Raw genomic sequence first — 25364 nt, forward strand, 5'->3', positions numbered from 1 at the left:
CTCTTGTCCCGCGCTCAGCCTTCCCGGAAGGCGCGGTTGAAATAATCGCTCAGCGGTTTGACGAAATACTCGATCGGCGTGCGGTCCGCGGTGCGGATGAATGCTTCTACCGGCATGCCGGGGATCAGGTCGAGCCCTTCCAGCTTCTCCATTTCGCCTTCCTGCGGCGCGGTTTCCACCCGGTAGAAGGAAGCGCCGGTCGCCTCGTCCACGAAGGCATCCGGCGAGACGCTCACGACCTTGCCCTTCAACTCCGGTGTCAGCCGCTGGTCGAAGGCCGAAAACCGCAGGTTCACCTCCTGGCCCACATAGACCTCGTCCACGTTGATCGGATTGACCCGGCTGGTGATGATCAAGGGTCGGTCCTGCGGCACGATATAGAGCACCGGTTCCGCCGGGCGGATTACCGAGCGTTCGGCAAAGACCGACAGGTCATAGACGATCCCCCCGAGTGGCGCGCGGATATCGAGACGACTGAGCCGTTCGCGCAAGGCCTGTCGCTGCTGCTTGAGCTCCGATTCCTGGGCTTGCGTGTCGCGCAGTCGGGAAATCGCCTCCTCCCGGCGCGAAGTCGACAGTTTCAGGATTTCGATGTCGATTTCGGTCTGTCGCCCCTCGAACTCAGCCTTGGAGGCGGTCAACTCGCCCACCGACCCCAACAGCCGCGCTTGCTCCCGCTGCAGCGACAGCACCCGCGAGGCCTGGGCCAGGCCACGGTCGAGCAGGCTCTGCTGATCCGCAAGTTCCTGCTCGATCAGGTCGAGTTGCTGGGTCAGGGCGGTCTGCTGGGCCTCGATCCCCTCGATCTGGTTGCCGATCTGGGCCCGGCGCCGGGTCAGCTGCTCGGTTTCGGTTTCGACGGAGGTGTTGCGCGCCTCGAACAGGCGCCGCTGGCCGTCCATGACATCCGCGACCTCCGGGCTGGTCGCCGAAACCAGCAGGAGTTCCTCGTCGAAGATCACCTCCTCCTGACCGTCGCGCTCGGCCACGAGCAGCGCCCGCCGTGCCATCAGTTCGAACAATTGTCCTTCGACGATCGAGAGGTCGGTTTGCAACAGCGTCGGATCGAGCTGGATCAGCAGGTCGCCGGTCGCCACCGTATCGCCCTCGTCCACGGCGATGCGTTGGACCACGCCGCCATCGGGGTGCTGAACCACCTGGCGGTTCTGGTCCACCTCGATCTGACCGGGGGCGATGATCGCGCCGGCGATATTGGCCATCACTGACCAGCTGCCGAAGCCGCCGACCAGAATCGCGAGGGCAATCCCACCTATCAAGAGCTGCCGTCGGGCGGGAAATTTCTTGGCTGCGGGTCCGGTCATGACACGCCTCCAGCGGCTTTCTTCAGGATTTCCTTGTGGTTGGACACCATGGATTTCAGCACCTCGTCCCGTGGCCCGAAAGCCTTGCGCGAGCCACCCTCCAGCACCAGAAGCGTATCGCATTGCTCGATCGCTGCGGGCCGGTGGGCCATGATCAGCACCGCCTTGCCATCCTTTTTCATCCGCGCCACGGCCGCATTCAAGGCCTGGCTGCCGGAGTTGTCGAGGTTCGAGTTCGGCTCGTCCAGCACGAGGAGCACCGGATCTCCGTAGAGTGCGCGCGCCAGGCCGATCCGCTGCATCTGCCCGCCCGAGAGCCGGGTCTGGCTGCCGAGCAACATCGTGTCATAGCCATTGGGCAGCTTCAGGATCATCTCGTGGGCGTCCGCACGCTTGGCGGCATCCACCACCGCCTGGGCATCGGGCTGCGGGGCCAGCCGGGCGATGTTCTCGGCAATGGTACCGTCGAAGAGCACAACCTGTTGCGGCAGGTAGCCGATATGGGTGCCCAGCACATCCGGGCCGAACTGGTCCAGCGCCGCGCCATCGAGCCGGATCTTGCCGCCCGCCACGGGCCAGATGCCGGTCAGCGCCCGCGCCAGGGTCGATTTGCCCGCGCCCGATTGCCCGATCACCCCGCAGGCCTCCCCGGGCGAGACCGTGAAGCTCACACTCCGCAGGGCCGCTTGCGCTTCGCCCGGGGGCACCACGATCAGCTGCTCCACCACCAACCGCGCCTTCGGTTTGGGCAGGGGGGTCCGCTCCGGGTCGGGCGGGATGGCATCCAGCAACTCGATCAGGTCGCGCCGTCCCTTCATCGCCCGCTGCACCAGCGGCCATTGTCCGATCGCCATCTCGATCGGCGCCAGGGCCCGGCCCATCAGGATCGAGCCTGCGATCATCGCCCCGGCGGTCAATTGCTGCTGCAAGACGAGATATGCGCCAAGCCCGAGCATCGCCGATTGCAGGAACAGCCGGAATGTCTTGGTCAGGGTAGAAAAGCCGCCGGTCCGGTCCGAGGATGTCAGCGTCTCCGACAGGGACTCCGCGCGCACCTTGCTCCAGCGTGTGAAGGCCGCGCCGCGCATGCCGAGCGATTCGACGGTTTCCGCGCCCCCGGCCAGTTGCTGCGACATCATCTCGGCGCGGGCCGAGGCCTCGTTCGCCTTGCTCACCGGGCGACTTGTCAGCCATTGGTTCAGCACCGTCACCAGGATCAGGAATGTCCCGCCCACCAGGGCGAGATAGCCCAACCAGGGGTGAAACATGAAGATCGCGGCCACGAAGAGCGGTGTCCACGGAATGTCGAACACCGCCAGAAGAGCCGGCGAAGACAACAGTCGCTGCATCGACTCCAGGTCGCGCAACCCGGTCGCCGCCGTGGTCTGCCCCTGGCGCAAAGATTTGCGCAACGACGCCGAAAACACCCGTTGGTCTAGGGTGTCCTGCATGCGCGCCCCGGCCCGCGCCAACACGCGCCCGCGGGCCCAGTCCAGGATCCCCATCATCAAAAACAGAAACGCGACCAGTACCGACAGCGCCAGCAGGGTCTCTTCCGACTGGCTGCCCAGAACCCGGTCGTAGACCTGCAACATGTAGAGCGGCCCGGTCAGCATCAGGGCGTTCACGAAGATCGAGAACACGAAGACCCAGGCGAACAACGGCATGTTGGCGCGACGGATCGCACCCAGTTCTTCGAGCCCCTTGCCCGCGTTCGGGGAGGTGCGTGGCGCCATGGCGATCCCTGTCTCCGTATGTGTCTGTGCGCGCCGAACTGGCGAGGCTGCGCCGATTCTTAACGCCACTTGTTTAACGTGGGTTCTATAAATGCTGTAGTTTCCATATGTACGTCACGACGCTGCCCGAGTCTCAAGCCATTTATTGTAATCTGCCCCGGATCCCATTCGCATGTTTCAGTCCCTGACCCGCGCCCTTGTCTGCCTTGCGGTGATCACCACACTCGGGGCCTGTGCCTCGCCCAACCGCCCGGACGAGGTGATCGACCCGTTCGAGCCTGCCAACCGGGGTGTGCACAATTTCAACAAGGCGCTGGACAAGGCGATCCTGCGCGAGGCGTCCGAAGCCTATGTCACCCTGGTTCCGGACCCTCTGGTGCAGGGCATCAGCAACGCGACCGGAAACCTCGAGCAGCCCGCCCGGATCCTCAACAACGTGCTGCAGGGGCGCGCCGAGAACGCATTGCATAACATGTTCCGATTCCTCGTGAATACGACCATGGGGCTCGGCGGTCTGCTCGATCCGGCCACCGCCATGGGCCTGCAGGAGCTCGACACCGACTTCGGCGAAACCATGTATGTCTGGGGCGTGGGCGAGGGGCCCTTCGTGTCGGTCCCGCTGCTCGGGCCGCATACCTCTCGGCACCTGTCCGGACGGGCGGTCGACATCGTGATCGATCCCATCGGCGAGCTTGTCACCTTCACCCGACCCCTCACCGTGCGCGCCGGGCTCTTCACCGTCGAGCAACTCAAGGACCGGGCGGAGTTCGGATCGGTCGTGGACGACCTGCTCTACAACAGCATCGACAGCTACGCCTCCACACGCATTCTTTACCTGCAGAACCGGCGCTTCCGGCTTGGGAGTGGGACCGGAAACGATTATCTGGACCCCTACGACGATTTCGGCGGAGACCCCTCCGTGGCCCTGATCGAGGGCGGCGCCCCTGCCGACGACCTTTACTTCGATCCCTACGAGGACCCCTATGTCGAGTAACCTTTCCCGCCGCCGCGTGCTCCGCACTCTGGGTGCCTTCGCCCTGAGCCTGCCCTTTGCCGGACTGCTCGGACCAAGTCCCGCCCAGGCCCTCAACACCAACGAGGCCAAGGATCTTGTCGGGCGGCTCGTGGCCGAGATCGACGCGGCGATCAACTCGGGCAAGACCGGCTCGGCCCTCTATCGCGAGTTCGAACGCATCTTCGAGCGTTACGCGGATGTGGACATCATCGCGCAATCCGTCCTCGGCGTGGAATGGCGCTCGGCCTCCAACGCCCAGCGGCGCGCCTACACGGACGCGTTCAAGACCTATATCTCGCGCAAATACGGACGTCGTTTCCAGGAGTTCGTCGGCGGTCGGATCGAGGTGAACAGTGCACGTCCCGTGCGCAGCTTCTTCGAGGTGAAATCGACTGCGTTCCTGCGGGGCGAGGCCCCGTTCGAAGTGATTTTCCTGGTGTCCGACCGTTCGGGGCGCGACCTGTTCTTCAACATCGTCATCGAAGGCGTGAACCTTGCGATCACGGAGCGGACCGAGATCGGCGCGCTGCTGGACCGCAACGGGGGCAATCTCGACGCGATGATCCAGGCGCTTCGCAATACAACCTGATCCGGTCGGGGTGTTGCCGCGCCCACCGGGACCTGAATGATCTGCCGATCGGACACCAAGCCCGTTCGAACGGGCTTGGACACGCGATTTGGAAATCGCGTCAGAAGCGCTTTGCAAAGCGCTTGATCAAGGCGCTTCGAAGCGCCTTGCCGCGCGCCGCGGCTCAGTTCCGCCCCAGCAACCCACCAAGCACATCGCGCAGCACCCGTTCGGCGGCGTTGCGGATCTGGTCTTCAATCTGCGGCCGCTCTTGCCGGGCGATCTGTGGCGCCGGTTCCACCCGGGGGGGCGGCAGGGTCATGGGCAGGGGTCTTTGCGGGTCGCCCTCGTGGACCCGGCGCATGGTTTCGCGCCAGATCTCCGCCGGCAGCCCGCCGCCGGTCACGCCCGTCAGGGGCGTGTTATCGTCATAGCCCATCCAGATCCCCGCCACGTAATCGGCGGTGAAGCCCACGAACCACGCATCCCGCGCGGCCTGGGTGGTGCCGGTCTTGCCTGCCGCCTGCCGTCCGTCGGGCAGCTTGGCGCGCCCGCCGGTGCCGGTCTCGATCACCTGGAACATCATGAAGGTCAGCTCCTGCGCCGCGCGCTGGCTGACCACCCGTTCGCCGATCCCGCCCGCCTGGCCCATCAGCGGCTCGGAATCCCCCAGAAGCCGCAACTCCGTCAGCCCGTAGGGCGCCACGCTGCTGCCGCCGTTCAGGATCCCGGCATAGGCCGCTGTCATCTCCAGCAACGTGCTCTCCGACGCCCCCAGCGCCAGCGCCGGTCCCGGCGCCATCTCTCGCGCGATGCCGAAATCGCTGGCCACCTTGCGCACATTCTCCCGCCCGACCTGCTCCGACAGGCGCACCGCGGGCGTGTTGAGCGAGTTTTTCAGCGCCTCGGTCAGCGTCACCTCGCCGTAGAAATTGTTGGTGTAGTTGCGCGGGCTCCAGGGGCCTGAACCGGGGATATTGATGGTCAGCGGCGCATCGAGGATCATGTCGTTCGGTCTGTAGCCCAGGTCGAGTGCTGCGGCATAGACAAAGGGCTTGAAGGCCGACCCGGTCTGCCGCAGCGCCTGCGTCGCCCGGTTGAACGCGCCGGACACCTGCAGCTTGCGCCCGCCCACCATGGCCCGGACCGCCCCGTCCGCCGACATCACCACGATTGCCGCCTGAGCCTTGGAGCCGGGGCTGACCTTGGTCTCGAACACGTATTTCAGGGCCTCTTCCGCCGCCGCCTGGATATCCTGATCGAAGGTGGTGCGGATGATCACGTCCTCGGTGGTCTCCGAGGTCAGGAAATTTGGCCCTTCCTCCATCACCCAATCGGCGAAGTACCCGCCCGCGCGCCGCTCGGCCGCTTCCGACAGGGTGGCGGGATTGGCCCGGGCCACCGCGGCATCTGTCGCACTCAGGTAACCCTCCTGCTCCATCAGCCGCAGGATCGTGGCCGCGCGCCGCTGGGACCGCTCCAGGTCGTTGGTCGGCGCAAAACGCGACGGCGCCACCAAAAGCCCCGCCAGCATCGCCGCCTCCGCCGGATCCACTTCGGCCGCGGACTTGCCGAAATACCGCTGGCTCGCGGCCTCGAAGCCGCGCGCGCCAGCGCCCAGATAGGCCCGGTTCAGATAGATCGTCAGGATCTCATCCTTGGTATAGGCCGCCTCAAGCGCCAGCGAATAGGGCACTTCCTTGACCTTGCGCCAGATCCCGCCCCGGCGGCAGTCGGCTTCGTACTCCGCCTCCGTCATACCGCTCTCGGGCTTGTAAGGCGTCCCAAGGCACAGCAGCTTGGCCACCTGCTGCGTGATGGTGGAGCCGCCATGACCCGACAACGGCCCGCGCCCCTCGCGCAGGTTGATCCGTACCGCGCTGGCGATGCCGCGCGGGCTGATGCCGAAATGCTGGTAGAACCGCCGGTCCTCCGTGGCGATGATCGCGTTTTTCAGATGCGGCGACACGGTGTTGGCGTCGATCACACCGCCGAACTGGTCCCCGCGCCAGGCATAGACATCTCCGTCCCGGTCCAGCAGCGTCACGGACCCCCGCACCCGCCCATCGGTCAGCTGCAACGCCGGCGGCAGGGTGGAGTAATGGTAGGCCACCGACCCCGCGAGGATCAGCAACAGTACCGCGATCCCGCGCCAGGTGATGGCGAAGATCAGCCCGAGGATCCAGCCGATCAGCCGCCGGATTGCCCAGAACAGCCGCCCGAACAGGCCCCGCGGCGGGCCGGACCGGGCAGAGCTCCGGCGCTTGGCGGCGGTCTTGCGGCGTGGCTTGGGCTTGGGTTTAGCCGGGGCCTTGGCTGCGGCTGTCCGGGCCTTGGCCGGATGTCCGGCAGACCTCGCATCGGCGCGCAGCACCGGTCTCTTTCGTTTGTCTGAACTCATACGCGATGCCTGTACCTGCTGCGGAGGCCGAACGCCAACCCCGCGGATCGCCCCAAGGACTGGCCCTATGTAACCCCGCCTGACTCGCTTTTGCACTGCCCTGTCGCTTTTTCGCCATGCAGCAAATGCACAAAAAATGTGCAGAAGCCAAAATTCGTGCAAAAAATGTGCGACAACAACCCTGGGTTGTTGGGAAACGGGGCGCCTTCGTTGAATGAACCCGGTTCGCGTTCTGTTGTTCGGCGGTGAACTCTCGCAGGGCACCTGCAAAAGGAAGGGTAACAGACGTGAAACTTATCATCGCAGCAATCAAACCGTTCAAGTTGGAGGAGGTCCGCGAAGCACTCACCTCCATCGGCGTGCGCGGCATGATGGTCACCGAGATCAAAGGCTTCGGCTCACAGTCCGGTCACACGGAAATCTACCGTGGTGCGGAATATGCCGTGAACTTCGTGCCGAAGGTCAAACTCGAGATCGTCGTCGGCGACACCATGGCCGACCAGGTCGTCGAGACCATCCAAACCACCGCCAAGACCGACAAGATCGGCGACGGCAAGATCTTCGTCCTCGACGTGCAGCAGGCGGTCCGCGTCCGCACGGGCGAGACCAACGACGACGCGCTCTGAGCGCAGGAAATCCTTCGTAGAAAGGCTTCAACGCATGAAACTTACGAAACTCCTTCCGCTGGCTGCGGCGGCAATTGTCCTGCCGAGCCTTGGACTTGCCCAGGACGCCGCGCCCTCGTTCGACGAAATCGGCCCCTACATCATGACCACCCTGTTGTTCTGCATGGCGGGCTTCCTGGTGTTCTTCATGGCCTGCGGGTTCGCGATGCTCGAGGGCGGCCTGGTGCGGTCCAAGAACGTCACCATGCAGATGACCAAGAACATCGCGCTCTATTCGATTGCCGCGGTCATGTACTGGCTCATCGGCTTCAACCTGATGTATCCGGGCGACTTCAACGGCTATGTGGGCAGCTTCTTCGTCCCGACCGTTCTGGACCCCGTGGGCGTGGCCGCGGCTGATGCGGCACTGGACTATGCCTCCATCGGTTCGGACTTCTTCTTCCAGCTGGTTTTCGTCGCCGCAACCGCGTCCATCGTGTCCGGTGCCCTCGCCGAGCGGATCAAGCTCTGGCCCTTCCTCGCCTTCGTGGTGGTCCTGACCGGCATCATGTACCCGATCTCCGGCTCCTGGCAGTGGGGCGGCGGCTGGCTGTCCGAGATGGGCTTTTCGGACTTCGCGGGCTCGACAGTCGTGCACTCCGTGGGCGGCTGGGCTGCTCTGGCCGGTGCAATCATCCTCGGACCGCGCCTGGGCAAGTACAAGGATGGTCGCGTCAACCCGATGCCCGGCTCCAACCTTGCCCTCGCCACGCTCGGCACGTTCATCCTGTGGCTCGGCTGGTTCGGGTTCAATGGCGGCTCGCAGCTGGCCATGGGCACCGTGGGCGATGTCTCTGACGTGTCGCGCATCTTCGCCAACACCAACATGGCTGCGGCGGCCGGTGCTCTGACCGCGCTGATTCTGACCCAAGTCCTCTATAAAAAGCCGGACCTGACCATGGTGCTCAACGGCGCTCTGGCGGGCCTCGTGTCCATCACCGCGAGCCCGCTCGACCCGACACTCTTCGGCGCGCTCTGGATCGGGGCTGTCGGGGGCGTGATCGTGGTCTTTACCGTGCCGCTGCTGGACAAGTTCAAGATCGACGACGTTGTCGGCGCCATTCCGGTGCACCTCTTCGCCGGCATCTGGGGTACCATTGCCGTGGTGTTCTACCAGGAGGGCGCAAGCCTCGTGACACAGCTGGTCGGGATCGCCGCCTACGGTGTCTTCACCTTCGGGGTCGGCCTGATCGTGTGGTACCTGCTCAAGCTGACCATGGGCATTCGTGTCAGTGAAGAGGACGAGATCAACGGTCTCGACACCTCCGAGCTGGGCATGGAAGCCTATCCCGACTTCACCAAGGGCTGAGCCTCCTTCCTCTCAGCCTGACCAACTTCCCGGGCGGTCTTCGCCCGGGATTTTTCTCTTCAACGCAGTGCTCTCGTAGAGTGTGTGAACAGTGCAGGGATCGGGTGTCGTGGGAAACCGCGGCGCCCGGTCTGCGCTCCGAGGCCCGGCGCGGGCAGGTTCAGTCCTGCAGCACCGCTGCGATCGCCTCGGCCACGCGGTCCGTGGTCCGGGGGGTCACACCGGCCAGGTTCACCCGGCCTGTCCCCACCGCATAGACGGCGAAGTCTTCGCGCATCCGCGTCACCCGTTCCATGCCGAGCGGCAGCATCGCGAACATGCCGCTCTGAGCCGCCAGCCCGTCGAAACGGTCGCTCTGCAGCCGGGCGCGCAGGGCCTTGGCCAGCGCCTGGCGGTTGGCGCTCAAGGCGGTGCGTATTGCTGCCAGCTCCGCCTCCCAGGCGGCGCGCAAGGCCGGATCGGCCAGGATCTCCGTGACCACCCGGGCCCCGTGATCCGGCGGGAAGGAATAGTTCACCCGGTTCAGCCGTGTCAGCTGGCTCTGCACGGCCTCCACCACGCCCGGCTGCTCCAGCAGCACCAGCGCCAGTCCCACGCGTTCGCGGTAGAGCCCGAAGCTCTTGGAGCCGGAAAAGGCGAGCATCGCCTCGGGCAAACTTGCGAGGCGGCGCAGGAAGGCGGCGTCCGCCTCCGGCACCGCTCCGAAGCCGAGATAGGCACAGTCGACCAGCGGGACCGCCCCGGTCCGCGCCAGGCTGTCAACGATCTCCGCCTGCAACTCCGGCTTCGGGTCGATCCCGGTCGGATTGTGGCAGCAGGCATGCAGGATCACCACGTCCCCCGCCTGCGCCTGCGCGAGGTCGCGCAACAGCGCCTCCCGGTCGATCCCGGTGCCCTCCGGCGCGAGATAGGTGAAGGCCCGCGTCGCCAACCCCAGATGCTCCGCCAGCACCCGGTGGTTCGGCCAGGTCTCCGCCGGGATCCAGACTTGCGCCGCCGGTCGCGCCACCTGGCTCAGGGCCAGCAACGTCTGCACGGCGGAGGTGCCGCCCGTGGTCGCCGTAGCCGCCCGCGGACGCGTCACCGACCCGAGAAGCAGATCGCCCACCGCGGCGTGAAACGCCGGGTCGCCCGCGAAACTGACGTAGGATTTGGTGTCTTGGGTTCGCCACAGCCGTTCCTCGGCCGTTTTCACCGCCCCGAATACCGGCGTGCGCCCCTCCGCGTCGCGCCAGACCCCGATGCCCAGGTCCACCTTGCCGGGCCGCGGATCGGCCTGGAAAGCCCGCATCAGGACCAGGATCGGGTCGTCGGCCTGCGGGCGCAGATGCGCGAACATCGGGGCGCTCAGCCCGTGGCGACCTTCAGATCGCCATACATGCCCCACTCGGACCAGGAGCCGTCATAGAGGCTGTGATCGCGATGCCCCAGCCGTTCCAGCGCCAGGCTCAGGATCGCCGCGGTCACGCCGGACCCGCAGGTGGTGATCACCGGCTTGTCCAGATCGACGCCCGCCGCCACGAAGGCCGCGCGCAACTCGTCCAGGGGCTTCATCGTGCCATCCTCGGCCAGGAGCGTCGCATAATGCAGGTTCTTCGACCCCGGGATATGCCCCGCGCGCAGGCCCGCCCGCGGCTCGGGTTCCTCCCCCCTAAACCGCCCGGCGGAGCGCGCGTCGACCACCTGCGGCTCACCCAGCTTCGCCGCCGCGGCCACCTGGGTGACATCCTTGACCAGATGCGCCTGGCGCTGCACGGTCATGTGCCTGTCCCGCACCACGGGCGGCAGGTCCTCGACCGGGCGCCCCTCCGCCTGCCACTTGGGAAAGCCGCCATCCAGAACGGCGATATCGGTCTTGCCCATCAGCCGGAACAGCCACCACATCCGGGCGGCCGAAAACAGACCCGCGCCATCATAGACCACCACCTGGTGCCCGTCACCCACGCCCAGGGCCCGCATCCGCGACATGAACTTCTCCACCGGTGGGGCCATGTGGGGCAGGTCCGAACGTGCATCGCTCACATCGTCGATCGCCACGAACCGTGCCCCGGGGATATGGGCCGCGTCATACTCCGCCTTCGGATCGCGCCCCGAACCGGGCAGGTACGAAGAGGCGTCCAGCACGCGCAGATCCGGGTTGGACAGGTGCGCTTCCAGCCAATCGGTGGAAACAAGGGTCTTGGGATCGTCTTGGGACACGGGACCAGCCGCCTTATTCAACAAAGTGACACATAGTGCGTAACGAGCGTTGCTCCCGCTGGCAAGAGAGGCCGCATGCCCCGCCCTCCGGCAGGCCGGACGCCACGCATATTCTTGAACAAGGGAGGTTCAAGCGCATGCCCGTCCCTCAAGTCGTCAAATATCCCGGGGAGAGCGCGAGAGGGGCTGGCCCCTCTCGCATCGGGCGACGCGCACCAGCGCGGCGCAAACCCCCGACGCTGGCCAGTACATCCCTCGCAGAGCCCGACACACCCCACATCCGGCGCGCGCACCCCCGCGCCCGACGCTCTAGAGGTTCTGCTTCAGCAGGCGTTGTTTCTGACGGTTCCAGTCCCGCTTGGCATCAGTCTGCCGCTTGTCCGCCAGCTTCTTGCCCTTGGCCACACCGATCTTCAGCTTCACCAGCCCGCGATGGTTGAAATACATCACCAGCGGGACCAGCGTCATGCCTTGCCGCTGGGTCGCGTTCCACAACCGCGACAGCTCCCGCCGCGAGACCAGCAGCTTGCGCCGCCGCCGCTCCTCGTGCTTCCAGGTCTTGGCCTGGGCGTAGGGCGCGATGTAGCTGTTGACCAACCACAACTCCCCGTCATCCACCGTGGCATAGCTCTCGGCGATGTTCGAGCCGCCCTCGCGCAGGGATTTGACCTCCGACCCTTCCAGCACGATGCCCACTTCGAGGTCTTCCTCGATGGCATACTCGCGCCGCGCCCGCCGGTTCTCGGCGATCACCTTGTAGTTCTTTTCCTCGGGGGTCTTGGGTTTGGCCATCGCCGTCACATAACAAACGCAGGGTAGGATTCAAGCACTCTCCGCAGGCCGCACCATCTGCACCCGCTCCAGCCCGGTGGCCGTGTCCACCCGACGCCCGGTCTCGACAAAGCCCAGCCGGTGATAGGCCGCGCGCCCGTGCATGTTGAGCGTATAGACCTCCAGCGTGACCGCCATGCCGGCGCAAAGCTCGGCCACCAAGGCCCGTCCGACACCGCTCCGCTGCGCCTCGGGCGCCACGAACAGCCCCGCCAATTCCGCCCCGCGCATGGACCCGAAGCCGACGACCCGCCCCCCGCGCACCGCCACCAGCGTCCGGGTCGCCGGGAAATAGGTCTCTGCCAGTGCCGCGCGCTCGGTCGCAATCACCTTTTCGGGCAGGAAAGGATGGGTGCTGCGCGTGGCGGCCTCCCAGATGACGCAGAGCGCCTCCAGGTCCGCCGCCAGGCGCGGCCGCAGGCTCAGGTCAGACCCGGTCAGCCAAGGATCCCGGCATGGATCATCGCGTCCTTGATCAGCACCTTGGTGCCGTCGCTCAGACCCAGAAGCGGCAGGCGCACGTCTTCCGAACACTTGCCCAGCAGTGACAGGGCATATTTCGCCCCCACCAGACCCGGCTCCACGAAAATCGCCTCGTGCAGCGGCATCAGCTTGTCCTGCAGCGCCAGCGCCGTGGCGAAATCGCCCGCCAGGGTCGCCTCCTGGAACTGCGCGCAGAGCGCGGGGGCCACATTGGCCGTCACCGAAATGCAGCCGACCCCGCCATGGGCGTTGAACCCCAAAGCCGTGGCATCCTCGCCCGACAGCTGGATGAACTCCGGCCCGCAGGCCATGCGGGTCTGGCTGACGCGCGCCAGATCCCCGGTCGCGTCCTTCACGCCCACGATAGTCGGCAGGGCGGCAAGCGCCGCCATGGTCGCGGGGGTCATGTCCACCACGGACCGGCCGGGGATGTTGTAGATCACGATGGGGATGTCCGCGGCCTCCGCCAGGGCGGTGTAATGGGCGATCATGCCCCCCTGGGTCGGCTTGTTGTAATAGGGCGTGACCACCAGCGCGCCATCGGCTCCGGCGTCCTTGGCGTGGCGCACGAAGCGCACGGCTTCGACCGTGTTGTTCGACCCCGCGCCCGCGATCACCGGCACCCGGCCCGCGGCGACCTCGATCACCTTGGCGACCACCGCCTCGTGTTCCTCGTGGCTCAGCGTCGGGCTCTCGCCGGTCGTGCCCACGGGCACCAACCCGTGACTGCCTTCGGCGATCTGCCATTCGACCAGCGCTTCGAGCGTGGCGAAGTCCACGGCCCCGTCTTTCATCGGCGTGACCAGCGCTGGCATAGACCCTTTGAACATGTAGACCCTCCTGACGTTGATCATACCCGTGGCGGTATGCGCGCCTTACCGCTCCGGCCGGGGGCAGCGCAAGGGGCAGGGCACAAAACCGTGCGCGAAATCCCCCTGTCACATCGCGCCGCAACACCCTAGATGGTGGGGCAAAGCCAGGCAAACAGGGCGGGTCGAGACAGATGGCAGGCAAGGCAATTCGAGTTTTCTTCATGGTGATGGCGGCGGTGGGGCTGGTGGCGCAGGCCGCGCCGGTCCGCGCCGATCTGGCGGAGGCATTGCAGGCCACGCGCAGCAGCGACTGGGACCGCGCCACGCGCGCCGCCGCGGCGCTCGAGGATCAGGCCGCACGCGATGTGGTGATCTGGACCCTGCTGCGCGCGCGCCAGGGCAGCTGGCAGGACTACCGCGACTTCCTCGCTCGTAACAGTGACTGGCCCGGCCTGCCGCTTCTGCGGGCGCGGGGGGAGGATGCGATCCCCGAAAATGCTGACCCGGCCGACGTGCTGGCCTATTTCGCGCCGCAAGCCCCGCGCACCGGCACCGGGGCACGGCGTCTGGCCGCGGCGCAAGCCGCGACCGGCGATGCCGAGGGCGCGGCGGAGACCCTGGCGACCGCCTGGCGTGACCTGAACCTGGACCGCGAAGAACAGTCGGTCTTCCTGCGCGAGCATTTCCGCGAAATCACGCCCCAGAACATCGCCCGGCTCGACCGACTCCTGTGGGACGGGCGTACCGGCGATGCGCGCGACATGCTCGACAGCGTGCCGCCCGCCTGGCAGCGCCTGGCCGAGGCCCGGATCGCCCTGCGGATCGACCAGCCGGGGGTGGACGGGCTGATCGCGGCGGTCCCGACGGCGCTGCAGGACCATCCGGGCCTCGCCTACGAGCGGTTCCAGTGGCGCTTGCGCAAGGGCCGGATCGACTCCGCCCGCGAGTTGCTGGACGCGCAGTCGACCTCTGCCGCGGCCCTCGGCGATCCCGAGGCCTGGGCCAATCGCCGCCGGTCCCTCGCCCGCGACCTGATGCGCGACGACCGGGATCGCGAGGCCTACCGCCTGGCCGCCAATCACTTCCTGACCGAGGGCAACCACTATGCCGATCTGGAATGGCTCTCCGGCTTCATCGCCCTGCGCAAGCTGAACGATCCGGAAACGGCGCTGGGCCATTTCCGCCGGTTCGAGGGCGCGGTGGCCTCGCTGATCTCCCTCGGCCGGGCGGGCTACTGGCAAGGCCGCGCGCTGGAGGCGCTGGGTCGGCCGAACGAGGCCCGCGCCGCCTATGCGATGGGGGCCGAGCACCAGACCGCCTTCTATGGCCAACTCGCCGCCGAACGGGCCGGGATCGCGCCCGACCCCGCGCTTGCCGGGCGCGAGACCTATCCCGACTGGGCCGCGAGCCCCTATGCGCGCACCTCGGTCTTCCGCGCCGCCCGGGCCCTGCAACAAGCCGGGCAGCGGAGCCTGGCGGAGCGATTCCTGGTGCACCTGAGCGAGCGGCTGACGCTGCAGGAAATGGGCGCGCTGGCCGATGTGGCCCTGGCCTGGGACGAGCCGCATATTGCCCTCAAGATCGCGAAATTCGCGGCCGAGGACGGGCGCGTGCTGCACCGGGCCTATCACCCGGTGACCAACCTGGTGCCTGGCCAGGGGCTCGCGGTCAACCGGGCCCTGGCGCTCGCAATCGCTCGGCGAGAGAGCGAGTTCGACCCGGCGGTGGTCAGCCCCGCGGGCGCGCGCGGCCTGATGCAGCTGATGCCGGGGACGGGCGAGTTGATGGCCGGCAAGCTGGGCGAGCCGTTCTCGGCGGCGCGACTGCTGAGCGATCCGGCCCAGAACGTGCGCTTCGGTGCCGCCTATCTCGACCAGCTGATCAAGGAGTTCGGCGAGAACCTGACCCTGATCGCCATCGGCTACAACGCGGGCCCGGGCCGGTCGCGCAGTTGGACGGAACGGTTCGGCAGCCCCAAGGGGCTCGATGAGGACGCGATGGTGGACTGGATCGAACACGTGCCGTTTCGCGAGACCCGGAACTACATCATGCGCGTGACCGAAAGCCGGGTGATCTACGAGATGCGCCTGACCGGACGCGCGCAACCCTTCCGCGTGATCGAGCGCCTGACCGCCCGCTGAGACCGGCGCGCGCCCAAGGATTTTCGAAAATCCTTGTTCAGCGCGCCCGCGCCGCGGCGACCTGGGCCCGCCACAGGGTGAAGATCCCCGCGGCCACTACCAGCGCCGCGCCCAGCGCCACGTTCCACCGGATCTGCTCGCCGAACACGCTCACCCCCAGCATCGCGCCCCAGACCAGTTGCAGATAGGCAAAGGGCTGCACCGCGCTCGCCTCCGCCACCTCGTAGCACTTGATCAACAGGTAATGCCCCAGCGCCCCGGTGACGCACAGCGCCCCCATCCAGCCCCAGTCCGGCGCGCTCATCGGCTCCCAGCCCCAGACACCCACCGCGGTGATCGCCACCGCCCCCACGGTCCCGGTCCAGAAGAAACTCGTCTGCGCACTGTCCTTGCGCGCCGCATAGCGCGTCAACAGCCCATACAAGGCAAACCCGAACGCCGCCGCCAGGGGCACCAGCGCCTCGACGGCGAACACCCCGCCGCTCGGCTGCAGGATGATCAGCACACCCACGAACCCCACCCCGATCGCGCACCAGCGCCGCCAGCCGACCTTCTCGCCCAGTACCGGCCCCGACAGCGCCGCGATCAGCAGCGGATAGCAGGTGAAAACCGCATGGCTTTCCACCAGTCCCAGGAGCACGAAGGCCGTCACCATGATGCAGATCTCGGCCACCAGCAGCACCGCGCGGAACGCCTGCAGCACCGGCTGCTCGGTCCGCGCCGCCGCCCGCACGCCGCCCGCCTGACGCGTCGCCAGCGTGACCACGAAGGCCGCAAAGAACCAGTAGCGGATCATCACCACCATCAGCACGTTGTATTCCGCCGCCAGGTGCCGCGAGATCCCGTCCTGCAAGGCGAAGACCACCGTCGTCACGATCATCAGCCAGATGCCCAAACGGGTATTCTGGGCGGTCATGGCAGCCGCCCCCGGCTCATGTGCCGCTTGCGCCCGAACCCGGGGGCCCGCGTCACCTCGAACCCAGCCTCGGCCAGCGCGCGCCGCACGGCCCCCGCCGCCGTGTAGGTCGCGAAGCTCCCGCCCGGGGCGGTCCGCGCCGCCACCGCCGCCAAGAGCGTCGGCTCCCACAATTCGGGGTTCTTCGCAGGCGAAAACCCATCGAGGCACCAGGCGTCCGCACGCCCGTGCCAACCCGGCACCGTCTCCCGCGCATCGCCGAGCACGAGCTCGAAGCTCAAATCCGCCGCCTCGACGACAACCGCACCGCCCTCCAGCGCGGCCAACACATCCGTCAGCTCCGCCGCAACACCGGGGAATGTGGCCAGGGCCGCGCGCATCTCCGGCACGGCCATGGGGAAGGCTTCAAAACTGGTGAACCGCAAGGGCCCGGCAATCCCCGCCGCGCGCCAAGCCGCCCGCATCACGGCGAGCGTCAGGCCGGTGCCGAAGCCCAACTCCGCCACTGCAAACCCGGGCACGAACCGCGCGGGCAGCGCATTGCCCGCCACGAACACATGCTGCGTCTCCGCCAGCCCGTCCGCTTTGGAATAATACGGGTCGTCGAACCGCGCCGAGACCGGAACCCCCTCGGTCCATGTCACCTCGGCCCGCTGGCCCGAGATCTGGCCCAAATTCCGGCCCAAATTCTGGCCTTGCATTCTGTCCTGCCTTACACGCCTGTTCCGAGGGCGGCTCGAAACGGGCGGCCCAGCCGCGACAATGAGCAAGGAGGCGGGCTTTGGCAATTCCGGATGTGACCGTGCTGGGCGCGGGGATCCTCGGGCTCTCGGCCGCCTATGCCTGCGCGCGCCGGGGCGCACGGGTCCGGGTGATCGAGACGCATCGCGTGGGCGCGGGGTCCTCCGGTGGCGTGGTCGGCGCACTGGCCCCCCATACGCCGGAAAACTGGAATCCCAAGAAACAGGTGCAGTTCGACAGCCTGATCCGGGCGGAAGCCTGGTGGACCGAGATCGCGGCGGCCACCGGGTGCGACCCGGGGTACACCCGGCTGGGCCGTCTGCAACCCATTGCCGACGACCGGGCGCTGGCGCTGGCCCGGGACCGGGCGGAGCAGGCCGAAACCCTGTGGCAGGGCCGCGCCGCCTGGCACATCCGGCCTGCGACGGAGTTTGCCAACTGGGCGCCCGTGACCTCCACGGGCCTGGTGATCCACGACACCCTAACCGCGCGCCTGCACCCCGCCAAGGCCTGCGCCGCCATGGCCGCGGCGCTGCAGGGGCTGGGCGCAGAGATCCTGATCGGCGACCATGCACCGACCGGCAAGGTGATCGAGGCGACGGGCGCGGCGGGGTTGGCCGAACTCAGCGGACATTTCGGGGTGCAGGTGGGCAACGGCGTGAAAGGCCAGGCGGCCGTGCTCGGATACGACGCCCGTACCTTGCCGCAGCTGTTCGTCGACGGGTTGCACATCGTGCCCCATACGGACGGGACCACGGCGGTCGGCTCCACCTCCGAGCGGGACTATACCGACCCGACCGGCACCGATGCCCTGCTCGACGCGGTGATCGCCCGGGCCCGTGCGGCGGTGCCGGTCCTGCGCGATGCCCCGGTGCGCGCCCGCTGGGCTGGGCTGCGCCCGCGCGCGAAGTCCCGGGCGCCGATGCTGGGGGCCCATCCTCTGCGCCCGGACCGGGTGATCCTCAATGGCGGGTTCAAGATCGGCTTCGGCATGGCCCCGGAACTGGCGGAAATGGCCGCCGACCTCATCCTCGACGGACAGGCCCGCATTCCGCCGGAGTTCGATCCCGCCGCCAGCCTGCCGAAGCCGACGCCTTGAGGCACGCGCCCAAGCGGTTTCGAAACCGCTTGGCCCGCCGCGGATCGGGCAGGCGTAGCGGGCGAGGGCATGCGGCAACCACGCATGCCACGCCCACCCGGGCCCGACCCACACTCTGCCTGCAGGGGATTGCCCTCAGGGCCCGTTCAAGCGGTTTCGAAACCGCTTGTCCGCCCGGTGATCAGCCCGCCATCGCCGCCTTGCGCAGCTCCGCCATCAGGGCATCGAGTATCTTCTGGTAACTTTCGGTGATCAGCTTGCCCTCGCTGTCGAACTCCCTGAACGCGCCTGCCACCAGAACCTCCGGCCCCGGCAGCACATGGGCGCCGAAGGGCATCATCGCCAGCCGCAGGGCATAGGTCCCGCGCGCCCCGCCCGCGCGCCCCGCCGCCGCCGCGACGATCGCCACCGGCTTGCCGGCCCAGGGCTTGCCCTCCACCCGGCTCACCCAGTCGAGCGCGTTCTTCAACACCCCGGTCAGGCTCTGGTTGTATTCCGGCGACGCGATGATCACCGCATCCGCCGCGGCGATCTGGTCTGCCAGCATCTGCACCTCGGCCGGGATGCCCTCGGCGCTCTCCAGATCGCCATCATAGAGCGGCAGGCGCAGATTGCCTTCACTGAACTCCGCGGGACCGAAGAGCGCTGCCGCCTCACGCATCAGTTGCGTGTTGAAACTGCCCGCCCGGAGGGAGCCGGACAGGCCGAGAAGTCTGGGCTGTGTCATGGGATGTCCTTTGCTGTTTGTCCTGACCTAACCGGGAATGTGCTGGGGGCAAGAGGTGGAAACGACCTGATCGGCGCGGACCGATTGTGCAGGAGCGCACGGTCGATTAAGAACTTGGTGACCACTTCAAGACATTGTAATGAAATCAAAAAACAGGTGTGTTTCGCGTGCGAAACCTCCTTTTCGTGTCAAGGTGTTGCATGGGCCTTCCGGCACGGCGCTTTCGGCTGTCGCGTCCGGACCACTACGGATGTGCACATGTCGGCAAATGCCCGCCTCGGATTGCAAGGCCCGTCGCAGGTTTCGCAACGAACCCGCCGCCCGGGCAAAGGGCGTTTGGGATGCAGACTGCCTGACAAATCCCTACGACTTTGGTCGTAGATGCGCCCAGTATCCAAAGCCATCCGCGCCCGCATGAACACAGGGTGCCGCCTCGAAATCGAGGCTTGTACCGGGCGCGTTTTCTTCTGCATCCGCCCGGGCCTTCCCGCATTGCAGCACCCGGCGCATCGGGACGCGAGGCCATGGCATTTGACCGACCGATCCCATCCGGCGCCCCGGCCATGCGCCCGGCTGAACCGTCTCGCTTTCCGGCCCGTGACCTGACAAAGCACCAGAGCTCGACCAAAGGTCACTTTTCTGCGTTGCGTCGCCGGGCCTTGGCCCTAGGCTGCGCGTATGCGCCGCGATGCCCGCGCCGAGAGGCCCCGATGATCCTGCACCTGCTTGTCCTGCTCGTCTTCCAGCTGATCGGCGAGGTCCTTGCCCGCTCCCTGGGCCTGCTGGTGCCGGGGCCGGTCCTGGGATTGGTCCTTCTGCTCGGGTTCTTCCTTGTGCTGCCCCGGGTGGCGGAGGCGGTGCGGCCCACGGCCAACGCGCTGCTGGCGCATCTGTCGCTCTTGTTCGTGCCTGCCGGGGTCGGGGTGGTGGCGCATCTCGATGTGCTGGGGGAAAACGGTGTGCCGCTGCTCATCGCTCTGGTGATCAGCACCCTTGTGGCGATCAGCGTGGGGGCGCTGGTCTTCGTCGGTGTCGCGCGACTGATCGGGGATGCGGGCGATGACTGAGCTGAGCGCGATCTGGGTCTACCTGTCCTCCGAGCCGCTCTTGTGGCTGACCGCCACGCTCGCGGCCTATGTCGCCGGGGACGCCCTGTCGAAGCTGTCGGGCCGCGCGCCGCTGGTCAATCCGGTGCTCGTGGCGGTGGCGCTTCTGGCGCTGGTGCTCTGGGCCAGCGGGACCGCCTATGACACGTATTTCGAGGGTGCCCAGTTCGTCCATTTCATGCTCGGCCCCGCCACGGTCGCGCTGGCCGCGCCCCTCCACGCCAATCTCGCCAAGGTGCGCCGTGCCGCCCTGCCGATGATTGCGGCCCTCTTTGCCGGCTCGCTCGCGGCCATGGCGACGGCGGTCGGGGTCGGCTACGCGCTGGGGCTGCGGGGCGAGGTGCTGATGTCGCTGGCCCCGAAATCGGCCACGGCCCCGGTGGCGCTGGGCATCGCCGAGAACATCGGTGGCCTGCCCACGCTTACCGCCGTGCTGGTGATCCTGACCGGCATCATCGGCGCGGTGGCGGCCACACCGCTCCTGAACCTGCTGCGCATCCGCGATTGGCGGGCGCGCGGCTTTGCGGTCGGGGTCGCGGCCCACGGCATCGGCACCGCCCGGGCGTTTCAGGTCAACGAGACCGCCGGGGCTTTCGCCGGGATCGGCATGGGCGTAAACGCAGTACTGACCGCCGTTCTGGCCCCGCTGCTGCTGGGGCTGATATTCTGAGGGAGGATTCCATGACCGACGCTGACGACACCGCGCGCCACAACGCCAAGATGGCCAAGAAGAAGGCCGCCCGCGACAAGATCATGGCCACCAAGACCGACGAAAAGGGGCTGATCATCGTCCATACAGGCAAGGGCAAGGGCAAGTCGTCGGCCGCGTTCGGGATGATCTTTCGCTGCATCGCGCACGGGATGCCCTGCGCCGTGGTGCAGTTCATCAAGGGGGGCATGAGCACCGGCGAGCGCGACCTGATCCTGTCGACCTTCTCCGACAAATGTGCCTTCCACACCATGGGCGAGGGCTTCACCTGGGAGACCCAGGACAAGGACCGCGACATCGAAATGGCCCGGGCCGCCTGGGAAAAGGCCAAGGAACTGATCCGCGATCCGGCCAACAAGATGGTGCTGCTGGACGAGATCAACATCGCCCTGCGCTACGACTACCTCGACCTGGAGGACGTGCTGACCTTCCTCGCCGATGAGAAGCCCGAGATGACCCATGTGGTTCTGACCGGGCGCAATGCCAAGGAACCCCTGATCGAGGCGGCGGATCTGGTCACGGAGATGGAGCTTGTCAAGCATCCCTTCCGCGCCGGGATCAAGGCCCAGATCGGGGTGGAGTACTGATCCACGACGTGCCCGGTGGCGAATGTTGCGCCGTGAGTATTTTTGCACAAAAGAAGCAGGGTCTGGGCTGTGCTGGGCGGACCGTCCCGCGCCGTTCGGAGTGCATCCGGTTTCCGGTGGGCGATTAACCTTAACCGGCGGGCGGTTCCGTTCGGAGGTGGATGCGCCTAAGGGAGCCTTGCGCGCTCAGCGGTGGCCGGGGCGGGGCCGTGCCCCGGCGCGACATCCGCCTCGTTGTTCCAACATCCTCATTCCGCCGCTTGGGTGTCGGCCCCCAACTGGGCCAGCCGGGCCTTGGCGGAGTTCGAGCGGGGTTGCCACAGGCCGCGGTCGATTGCCTCCGACAGTCGCTCCGCGATCTCGCGCAGGGCTGCCGGGTTGGCGTCGGCGATGAACTCCCGCGTGTCGTCATCCTCCAGCATGGCGGCGTGGACGAGGTCGAAATGGTGGCTCTTGACCGCGCCGGTCGTGGCGGCGAAGGCGAACATGTAATCCACCGTGGCCGCGATCTCGAAGGCGCCCTTGTAGCCGTGGCGTTTCACGCCCGCGATCCATTTCGGGTTGACTACGCGGGACCGGACCACGCGGCCGATCTCTTCGTCCAGGGTACGGATCACCGGGCGTTCCGGGCGCGAATGGTCGTTGTGATAGATCGGCCGTTCCGCCCCCTGAAGGGTCGCGATGGCCGCCGCGGCGCCGCCCTCGAACTGGTAGTAGTCGTCGCTGTCCAGCAGGTCGTGCTCGCGGTTGTCCTGGTTCTGCACGATGGCGTCGGCCTGGGACAGGCGCGCGGTGAAGCCGTCGCGGTCCGGGGTGCCCTCGGCCTCTGCGCCATAGGCATAGCTCGACCAGCCGATATAGGCCTCGGCGAGGTCCGCCTTGTCGGCCCAGAGCCGCTCATCGATCATCGCCTGCAGCCCCGCGCCATAGGCCCCGGGCTTGGAGCCATAGACCCGCGCGGTATGCCCCTCGGCCCGGGCGCGGGCGGCGGCGGGGTTGTCGGCCTCGGGTTCGTCGAGGGCCATGACGGCGCGGGCGGCACTGTCCACCAGGGCAATCTGCTGCGGGAAGGCGTCGCGGAAGAAGCCCGAAACGCGCAGGGTCACGTCGACGCGCGGACGGCCGAGGACCGAGAGGGGCAGCACCTCGAACCCGGTGACGCGCCGGTTGGCGGCGTCCCAGCGCGGCTTGACGCCCATCAGGGCCAGGCACTGGGCGATGTCGTCCCCGCCTGTGCGCATGTTCGCTGTTCCCCAGGCGGTCAGCAGCAGTGACCGGGGCCAGTCGCCCTGGTCCTGCAAATGCCGCTCGATCAGCAGGTTGGCCGATTTCCAGCCCAGCTTCCACGCGGTGGGGGTCGGAATGGCGCGGCTGTCGACGGAATAGAAATTCCGCCCCGTGGGCAACACGTCCAGACGGCCCCGCGTGGGCGCGCCGGAGGGCGCCGGGGCGACGAACTGCCCATCCAGGGCGGTGAGGAGGCCCGCCCCCTCTGCCGGGCCGCAGGCGGCGATGGTGGGCAGGACGTCCGCCGCGATCTCGGCCTGCACCGCCGCGCTCTGCGGGCCCGGGGCCGGAGCGCCCTCGACGCAGGCCGCCGCCAGAAGCTCCAGCCGTTCCACCGTGTCGCCGGTGCTGCGCCAGCTGTCCGTGGCGATCGCGGCGAGCATGTCCGGGCGCGGACCCTCCCAGGCCGCCGCCAAGTCGCAGTCCAGCGGGTCGAAGCCGAGGTCGAGGTCGCCTGCCAGCGCCCGCAGGAGCGACGCATCGCCCCCGGTCCCGTCGCCGCGCGGCAGCCGGGTCAGGGCGATGGCCAGATCGCGCGCCAGCCGTCCCTCGGGCGCCGTCCCGAAGATGTGCAGCCCGTCGCGGATCTGCGCCTCCTTCAACTCGCAGAGATAGGCGTCGAGTTTGGCCAGATCGTTGTCCTCATCGCCTGTGAAGCCTGCGTCCTTGTCGAGCCCGGTGACGGCCGTCATCGACAGGATCTCGCGCCGCAGCTCGGCGATCCGGCGCGGATCGACCCCGGCGGCCTCGTAATACTCGTCCACCAGCCCTTCGAGGTCGCGGAGGGGGCCATAGGTCTCGGCCCGGGTCAGCGGCGGGGTCAGGTGGTCGATGATCACCGCCTGCGCCCGGCGCTTGGCCTGGGTGCCTTCGCCCGGGTCGTTGACGATGAAGGGATAGACATGGGGCAGGGGGCCGAACACCGCCTCGGGAAAGCAGGTCTCCGACAGGGCCACCGATTTGCCCGGCAGCCATTCGAGATTGCCGTGCTTGCCCATGTGGACCAGCGCATGGGCGCCGTGGACATGGCGCAGCCAGATGTAGAAGGCGAGGTAGTTGTGCGGCGGTACGAGGTCCGGGGCGTGGTAGGTCTCCGTCGGGTCGATGTTGTAACCGCGGGCGGGCTGGATGCCGACCACCACGTTGCCGAAGGGGATCACCGACAGGGCGAAGGCCCCGTCGGCACAGAACGGATCGTCCTCGGGTGCGCCCCAGCGGTCCTCGATCTGGGACCGCAGCGCCAGCGGCAGGGCCGCGCAATGGGCCCGGTAGGTGTCCAGCGGCAGGCGCACGCCGCCCGTCCGCTCCGCCCTGTCCGTCAGCCAGTTGGTCGGGCCGGCGAGGATCCGGTCCATCAGGGCCGCGCCATCGGCGGGGGGGGCGTCCACCCCGTAGCCCGCGTCGCGCAGCAGCTGGAGCATCCGCGCCGTGGCCTCGGGCGTGTCGAGGCCGACCCCGTTTGCCAGCCGCCCGTCCTTGTTGGGATAGTTGGCAAGGATCAGCGCGGTGCGCCGCTCGCCCGGCGGCGTCCGTCGCAGCCGTGCCCAGTTCGCGGCGAGATCGGCGACAAAGCCGATCCGGTCGCCCTGGGCCTGGTAGGTGGCGATGGCGCATTCCGTGGCGTCGTCAAAGAACGCCTCGCCCTTGAAGCTGACCGCCCGGGTCAGCACCCGACCATCGACCTCCGGCAGGGCCACGTTCATGGCGATGTCCCGCGCCGAAAGGCCCGCGGTGCCGCCTTCCCAGGCCTCCAGGCTCGATCCGGCCAGAACGACCTGGAACACAGGCGCCCCCCGGGCGGCTGGCTGCGCCAGGGGGTTCGACGCCCCCTGGCTCAGCCGTTCCGTCCCCGGCAGTCCCACGGCAAAGCTGGTGCAGTTCAGGATCACGTCCGGTGGGGCTGCTTCGAACAGATGCTCCAGCGTCGCCGCGGAAACCGGATCCTTCAGGGACGCCACGAAAACCGGCAGCGGGTTCAGCCCCCGGGCCCGCAAGGCCTTGACCATGCGGTTGATCGGATGCAGCCCGGCCCCTTGCACCAGGGCGCGGTAGAAGATCAGCGGCACCACCGGCGCGCCTTCGGTCCATTGTGCGCGTACCGTATCCAGATTGCTCAGCCCCGCGCCGGGCCAGTAGACCCCCGCGCGCAGAAGCGGCGACGCGGCGGGCGGCGCGGGCTGCGCCGGGTCCAGCAAGTGCCGCGCATAGGCCAGGAAATGCACCGCATTCTCGGGCCCGCCTTCCACCAGGTAGGACCAGAGCGCGTCGTATTCCGCGCCGCGCAGGGTCGAGAGAGCGCGCAGCTCCGGATCGGGCTTGTCGTCGCCAGGCAGAAGAACTACATGCCCGCCCGCCGCCGCGACCCGCGTGGCGTATTGCTCGGCCCCGTAGCGCCAGTAGCCCAGCCCGCCGAGAACGCGGGCGACCACCAACCGGGCCTTCGAGGCGCAATCGTCGATATGCAGGTCGACGGACATCGGGTGGCGCAGATGCATCATGTTGGCCAGCCGCATCCGGGGCGGGGCGTCCATTTCGGCCCGCGCTGCGCTCAGCCCGGCCAGTTCCGTATCCGCGGCGGAGATGACGACTAGATCCGCGGGCGTCTGCCCGAGATCAACGGGCTCCTGCCCGTCGTCGATACTGCCGGGCGTTGCCGCCAGAAGATGCATGATCCGCCCCGTTCAACCCTGTCGCGCGGGTCTAGCAAGCC

21 protein-coding genes are annotated in these 25364 nt (G+C 67.6%); 9 read left to right on the forward strand and 12 right to left on the reverse strand.

Annotation, left to right across the window (positions count from 1 at the left end):
* Positions 1-14: 14 nt before the first annotated feature.
* Together PVW48_RS10980 and PVW48_RS10985 are read right to left on the reverse strand one after the other, a co-directional pair.
* A complete protein-coding gene (locus PVW48_RS10980; RefSeq protein ID WP_012176820.1) occupies positions 15-1322 on the reverse strand; it encodes an HlyD family type I secretion periplasmic adaptor subunit in 1308 nt (435 codons plus the stop codon).
* Positions 1319-3058, reverse strand: coding sequence for a type I secretion system permease/ATPase (locus PVW48_RS10985; protein WP_274581365.1), 1740 nt, complete (start codon positions 3056-3058; stop codon positions 1319-1321). The genes PVW48_RS10980 and PVW48_RS10985 overlap by 4 nt, the downstream gene beginning before the upstream one ends.
* Positions 3059-3230: 172 nt before the next feature.
* Here PVW48_RS10985 and PVW48_RS10990 point away from each other — a divergent pair, with 172 nt between their 5' ends.
* Together PVW48_RS10990 and PVW48_RS10995 are read left to right on the forward strand one after the other, a co-directional pair.
* Positions 3231-4052: an MlaA family lipoprotein gene (locus PVW48_RS10990; protein ID WP_012176822.1), complete on the forward strand. Its 822-nt coding sequence runs from the start codon at positions 3231-3233 to the stop codon at positions 4050-4052.
* Positions 4042-4662 carry an MlaC/ttg2D family ABC transporter substrate-binding protein gene (locus PVW48_RS10995; protein WP_274581366.1) on the forward strand — a complete coding sequence of 207 codons (621 nt, stop codon included), beginning with the start codon at positions 4042-4044 and terminating at the stop codon, positions 4660-4662. Before PVW48_RS10990 ends, PVW48_RS10995 begins: the two co-directional genes overlap by 11 nt.
* Before the next feature lie 163 nt (positions 4663-4825).
* On the opposite strand, the gene PVW48_RS11000 is transcribed toward PVW48_RS10995, so the two are convergent.
* Entirely contained in the window at positions 4826-7042 is a 2217-nt protein-coding gene (locus PVW48_RS11000) for a transglycosylase domain-containing protein (RefSeq protein ID WP_274581367.1), read from the reverse strand.
* A 287-nt stretch (positions 7043-7329) separates the two neighbouring features.
* Here PVW48_RS11000 and PVW48_RS11005 point away from each other — a divergent pair, with 287 nt between their 5' ends.
* Together PVW48_RS11005 and PVW48_RS11010 are read left to right on the forward strand one after the other, a co-directional pair.
* Entirely contained in the window at positions 7330-7668 is a 339-nt protein-coding gene (locus tag PVW48_RS11005; RefSeq protein ID WP_012176825.1) for a P-II family nitrogen regulator, read from the forward strand.
* Between the two features lie 34 nt (positions 7669-7702).
* A complete protein-coding gene (locus PVW48_RS11010; RefSeq protein WP_012176826.1) occupies positions 7703-9016 on the forward strand; it encodes an ammonium transporter in 1314 nt (437 codons plus the stop codon).
* 160 nt (positions 9017-9176) lie between these two features.
* On the opposite strand, the gene PVW48_RS11015 is transcribed toward PVW48_RS11010, so the two are convergent.
* The 5 genes from PVW48_RS11015 to dapA all read right to left on the reverse strand — a co-directional run bounded on the left by PVW48_RS11015 (position 9177) and on the right by dapA (position 13359).
* Entirely contained in the window at positions 9177-10355 is a 1179-nt protein-coding gene (locus tag PVW48_RS11015; protein ID WP_274581368.1) for an amino acid aminotransferase, read from the reverse strand.
* 8 nt (positions 10356-10363) lie between these two features.
* On the reverse strand, positions 10364-11215 hold the full coding sequence (sseA, locus tag PVW48_RS11020) for a 3-mercaptopyruvate sulfurtransferase (RefSeq protein WP_044027571.1): 852 nt from the start codon (positions 11213-11215) through the stop codon (positions 10364-10366).
* A gap of 309 nt (positions 11216-11524) precedes the next feature.
* The gene (gene smpB / locus PVW48_RS11025) at positions 11525-12007 is read right to left on the reverse strand and encodes an SsrA-binding protein SmpB (RefSeq protein WP_012176829.1); all 483 of its coding nucleotides are present in this window, start codon (positions 12005-12007) and stop codon (positions 11525-11527) included.
* A gap of 30 nt (positions 12008-12037) precedes the next feature.
* Positions 12038-12376: a GNAT family N-acetyltransferase gene (locus PVW48_RS11030; RefSeq protein ID WP_050757766.1), complete on the reverse strand. Its 339-nt coding sequence runs from the start codon at positions 12374-12376 to the stop codon at positions 12038-12040.
* A gap of 107 nt (positions 12377-12483) precedes the next feature.
* Positions 12484-13359 (reverse strand): 4-hydroxy-tetrahydrodipicolinate synthase, encoded by an 876-nt coding sequence (dapA, locus tag PVW48_RS11035; protein ID WP_012176831.1) that lies wholly within the window; start codon positions 13357-13359, stop codon positions 12484-12486.
* A gap of 173 nt (positions 13360-13532) precedes the next feature.
* Between dapA and PVW48_RS11040 the strand changes: the two genes are divergently transcribed.
* Positions 13533-15482: a lytic transglycosylase domain-containing protein gene (locus PVW48_RS11040; RefSeq protein WP_274581369.1), complete on the forward strand. Its 1950-nt coding sequence runs from the start codon at positions 13533-13535 to the stop codon at positions 15480-15482.
* 37 nt (positions 15483-15519) lie between these two features.
* Here PVW48_RS11040 and PVW48_RS11045 read toward each other — a convergent pair whose 3' ends face one another.
* Both PVW48_RS11045 and mnmD read right to left on the reverse strand, forming a co-directional pair.
* Positions 15520-16398 (reverse strand): DMT family transporter, encoded by an 879-nt coding sequence (locus PVW48_RS11045; protein WP_012176833.1) that lies wholly within the window; start codon positions 16396-16398, stop codon positions 15520-15522.
* On the reverse strand, positions 16395-17099 hold the full coding sequence (gene mnmD / locus PVW48_RS11050; RefSeq protein WP_274581370.1) for a tRNA (5-methylaminomethyl-2-thiouridine)(34)-methyltransferase MnmD: 705 nt from the start codon (positions 17097-17099) through the stop codon (positions 16395-16397). Before mnmD ends, PVW48_RS11045 begins: the two co-directional genes overlap by 4 nt.
* Before the next feature lie 80 nt (positions 17100-17179).
* Between mnmD and PVW48_RS11055 the strand changes: the two genes are divergently transcribed.
* On the forward strand, positions 17180-18238 hold the full coding sequence (locus tag PVW48_RS11055) for an NAD(P)/FAD-dependent oxidoreductase (RefSeq protein ID WP_274581371.1): 1059 nt from the start codon (positions 17180-17182) through the stop codon (positions 18236-18238).
* A gap of 181 nt (positions 18239-18419) precedes the next feature.
* Here PVW48_RS11055 and PVW48_RS11060 read toward each other — a convergent pair whose 3' ends face one another.
* A complete protein-coding gene (locus PVW48_RS11060; RefSeq protein WP_274581372.1) occupies positions 18420-18965 on the reverse strand; it encodes an NADPH-dependent FMN reductase in 546 nt (181 codons plus the stop codon).
* Between the two features lie 710 nt (positions 18966-19675).
* On the opposite strand from PVW48_RS11060, the gene PVW48_RS11065 reads away from it, so the two are divergent.
* Genes PVW48_RS11065 through cobO form a run of 3 tightly spaced genes read left to right on the forward strand, consistent with a single transcriptional unit; the run spans position 19676 to position 21367 of the window.
* A complete protein-coding gene (locus tag PVW48_RS11065; RefSeq protein WP_274581373.1) occupies positions 19676-20032 on the forward strand; it encodes a CidA/LrgA family protein in 357 nt (118 codons plus the stop codon).
* The gene (locus PVW48_RS11070) at positions 20025-20741 is read left to right on the forward strand and encodes an LrgB family protein (RefSeq protein WP_012176838.1); all 717 of its coding nucleotides are present in this window, start codon (positions 20025-20027) and stop codon (positions 20739-20741) included. The genes PVW48_RS11065 and PVW48_RS11070 overlap by 8 nt, the downstream gene beginning before the upstream one ends.
* A gap of 11 nt (positions 20742-20752) precedes the next feature.
* Positions 20753-21367 carry a cob(I)yrinic acid a,c-diamide adenosyltransferase gene (gene cobO / locus PVW48_RS11075; RefSeq protein ID WP_274581374.1) on the forward strand — a complete coding sequence of 205 codons (615 nt, stop codon included), beginning with the start codon at positions 20753-20755 and terminating at the stop codon, positions 21365-21367.
* Between the two features lie 248 nt (positions 21368-21615).
* Here the strand turns inward: cobO and cobN are convergent, their stop codons facing one another.
* Positions 21616-25323 (reverse strand): cobaltochelatase subunit CobN, encoded by a 3708-nt coding sequence (gene cobN / locus PVW48_RS11080; protein ID WP_274581375.1) that lies wholly within the window; start codon positions 25321-25323, stop codon positions 21616-21618.
* Between the last annotated feature and the right edge of the window lie 41 nt (positions 25324-25364).

Source organism: Dinoroseobacter sp. PD6 (genome assembly GCF_028807315.1).
In the GTDB taxonomy this organism is placed as follows: Bacteria; Pseudomonadota; Alphaproteobacteria; order Rhodobacterales; family Rhodobacteraceae; genus Dinoroseobacter; species Dinoroseobacter shibae.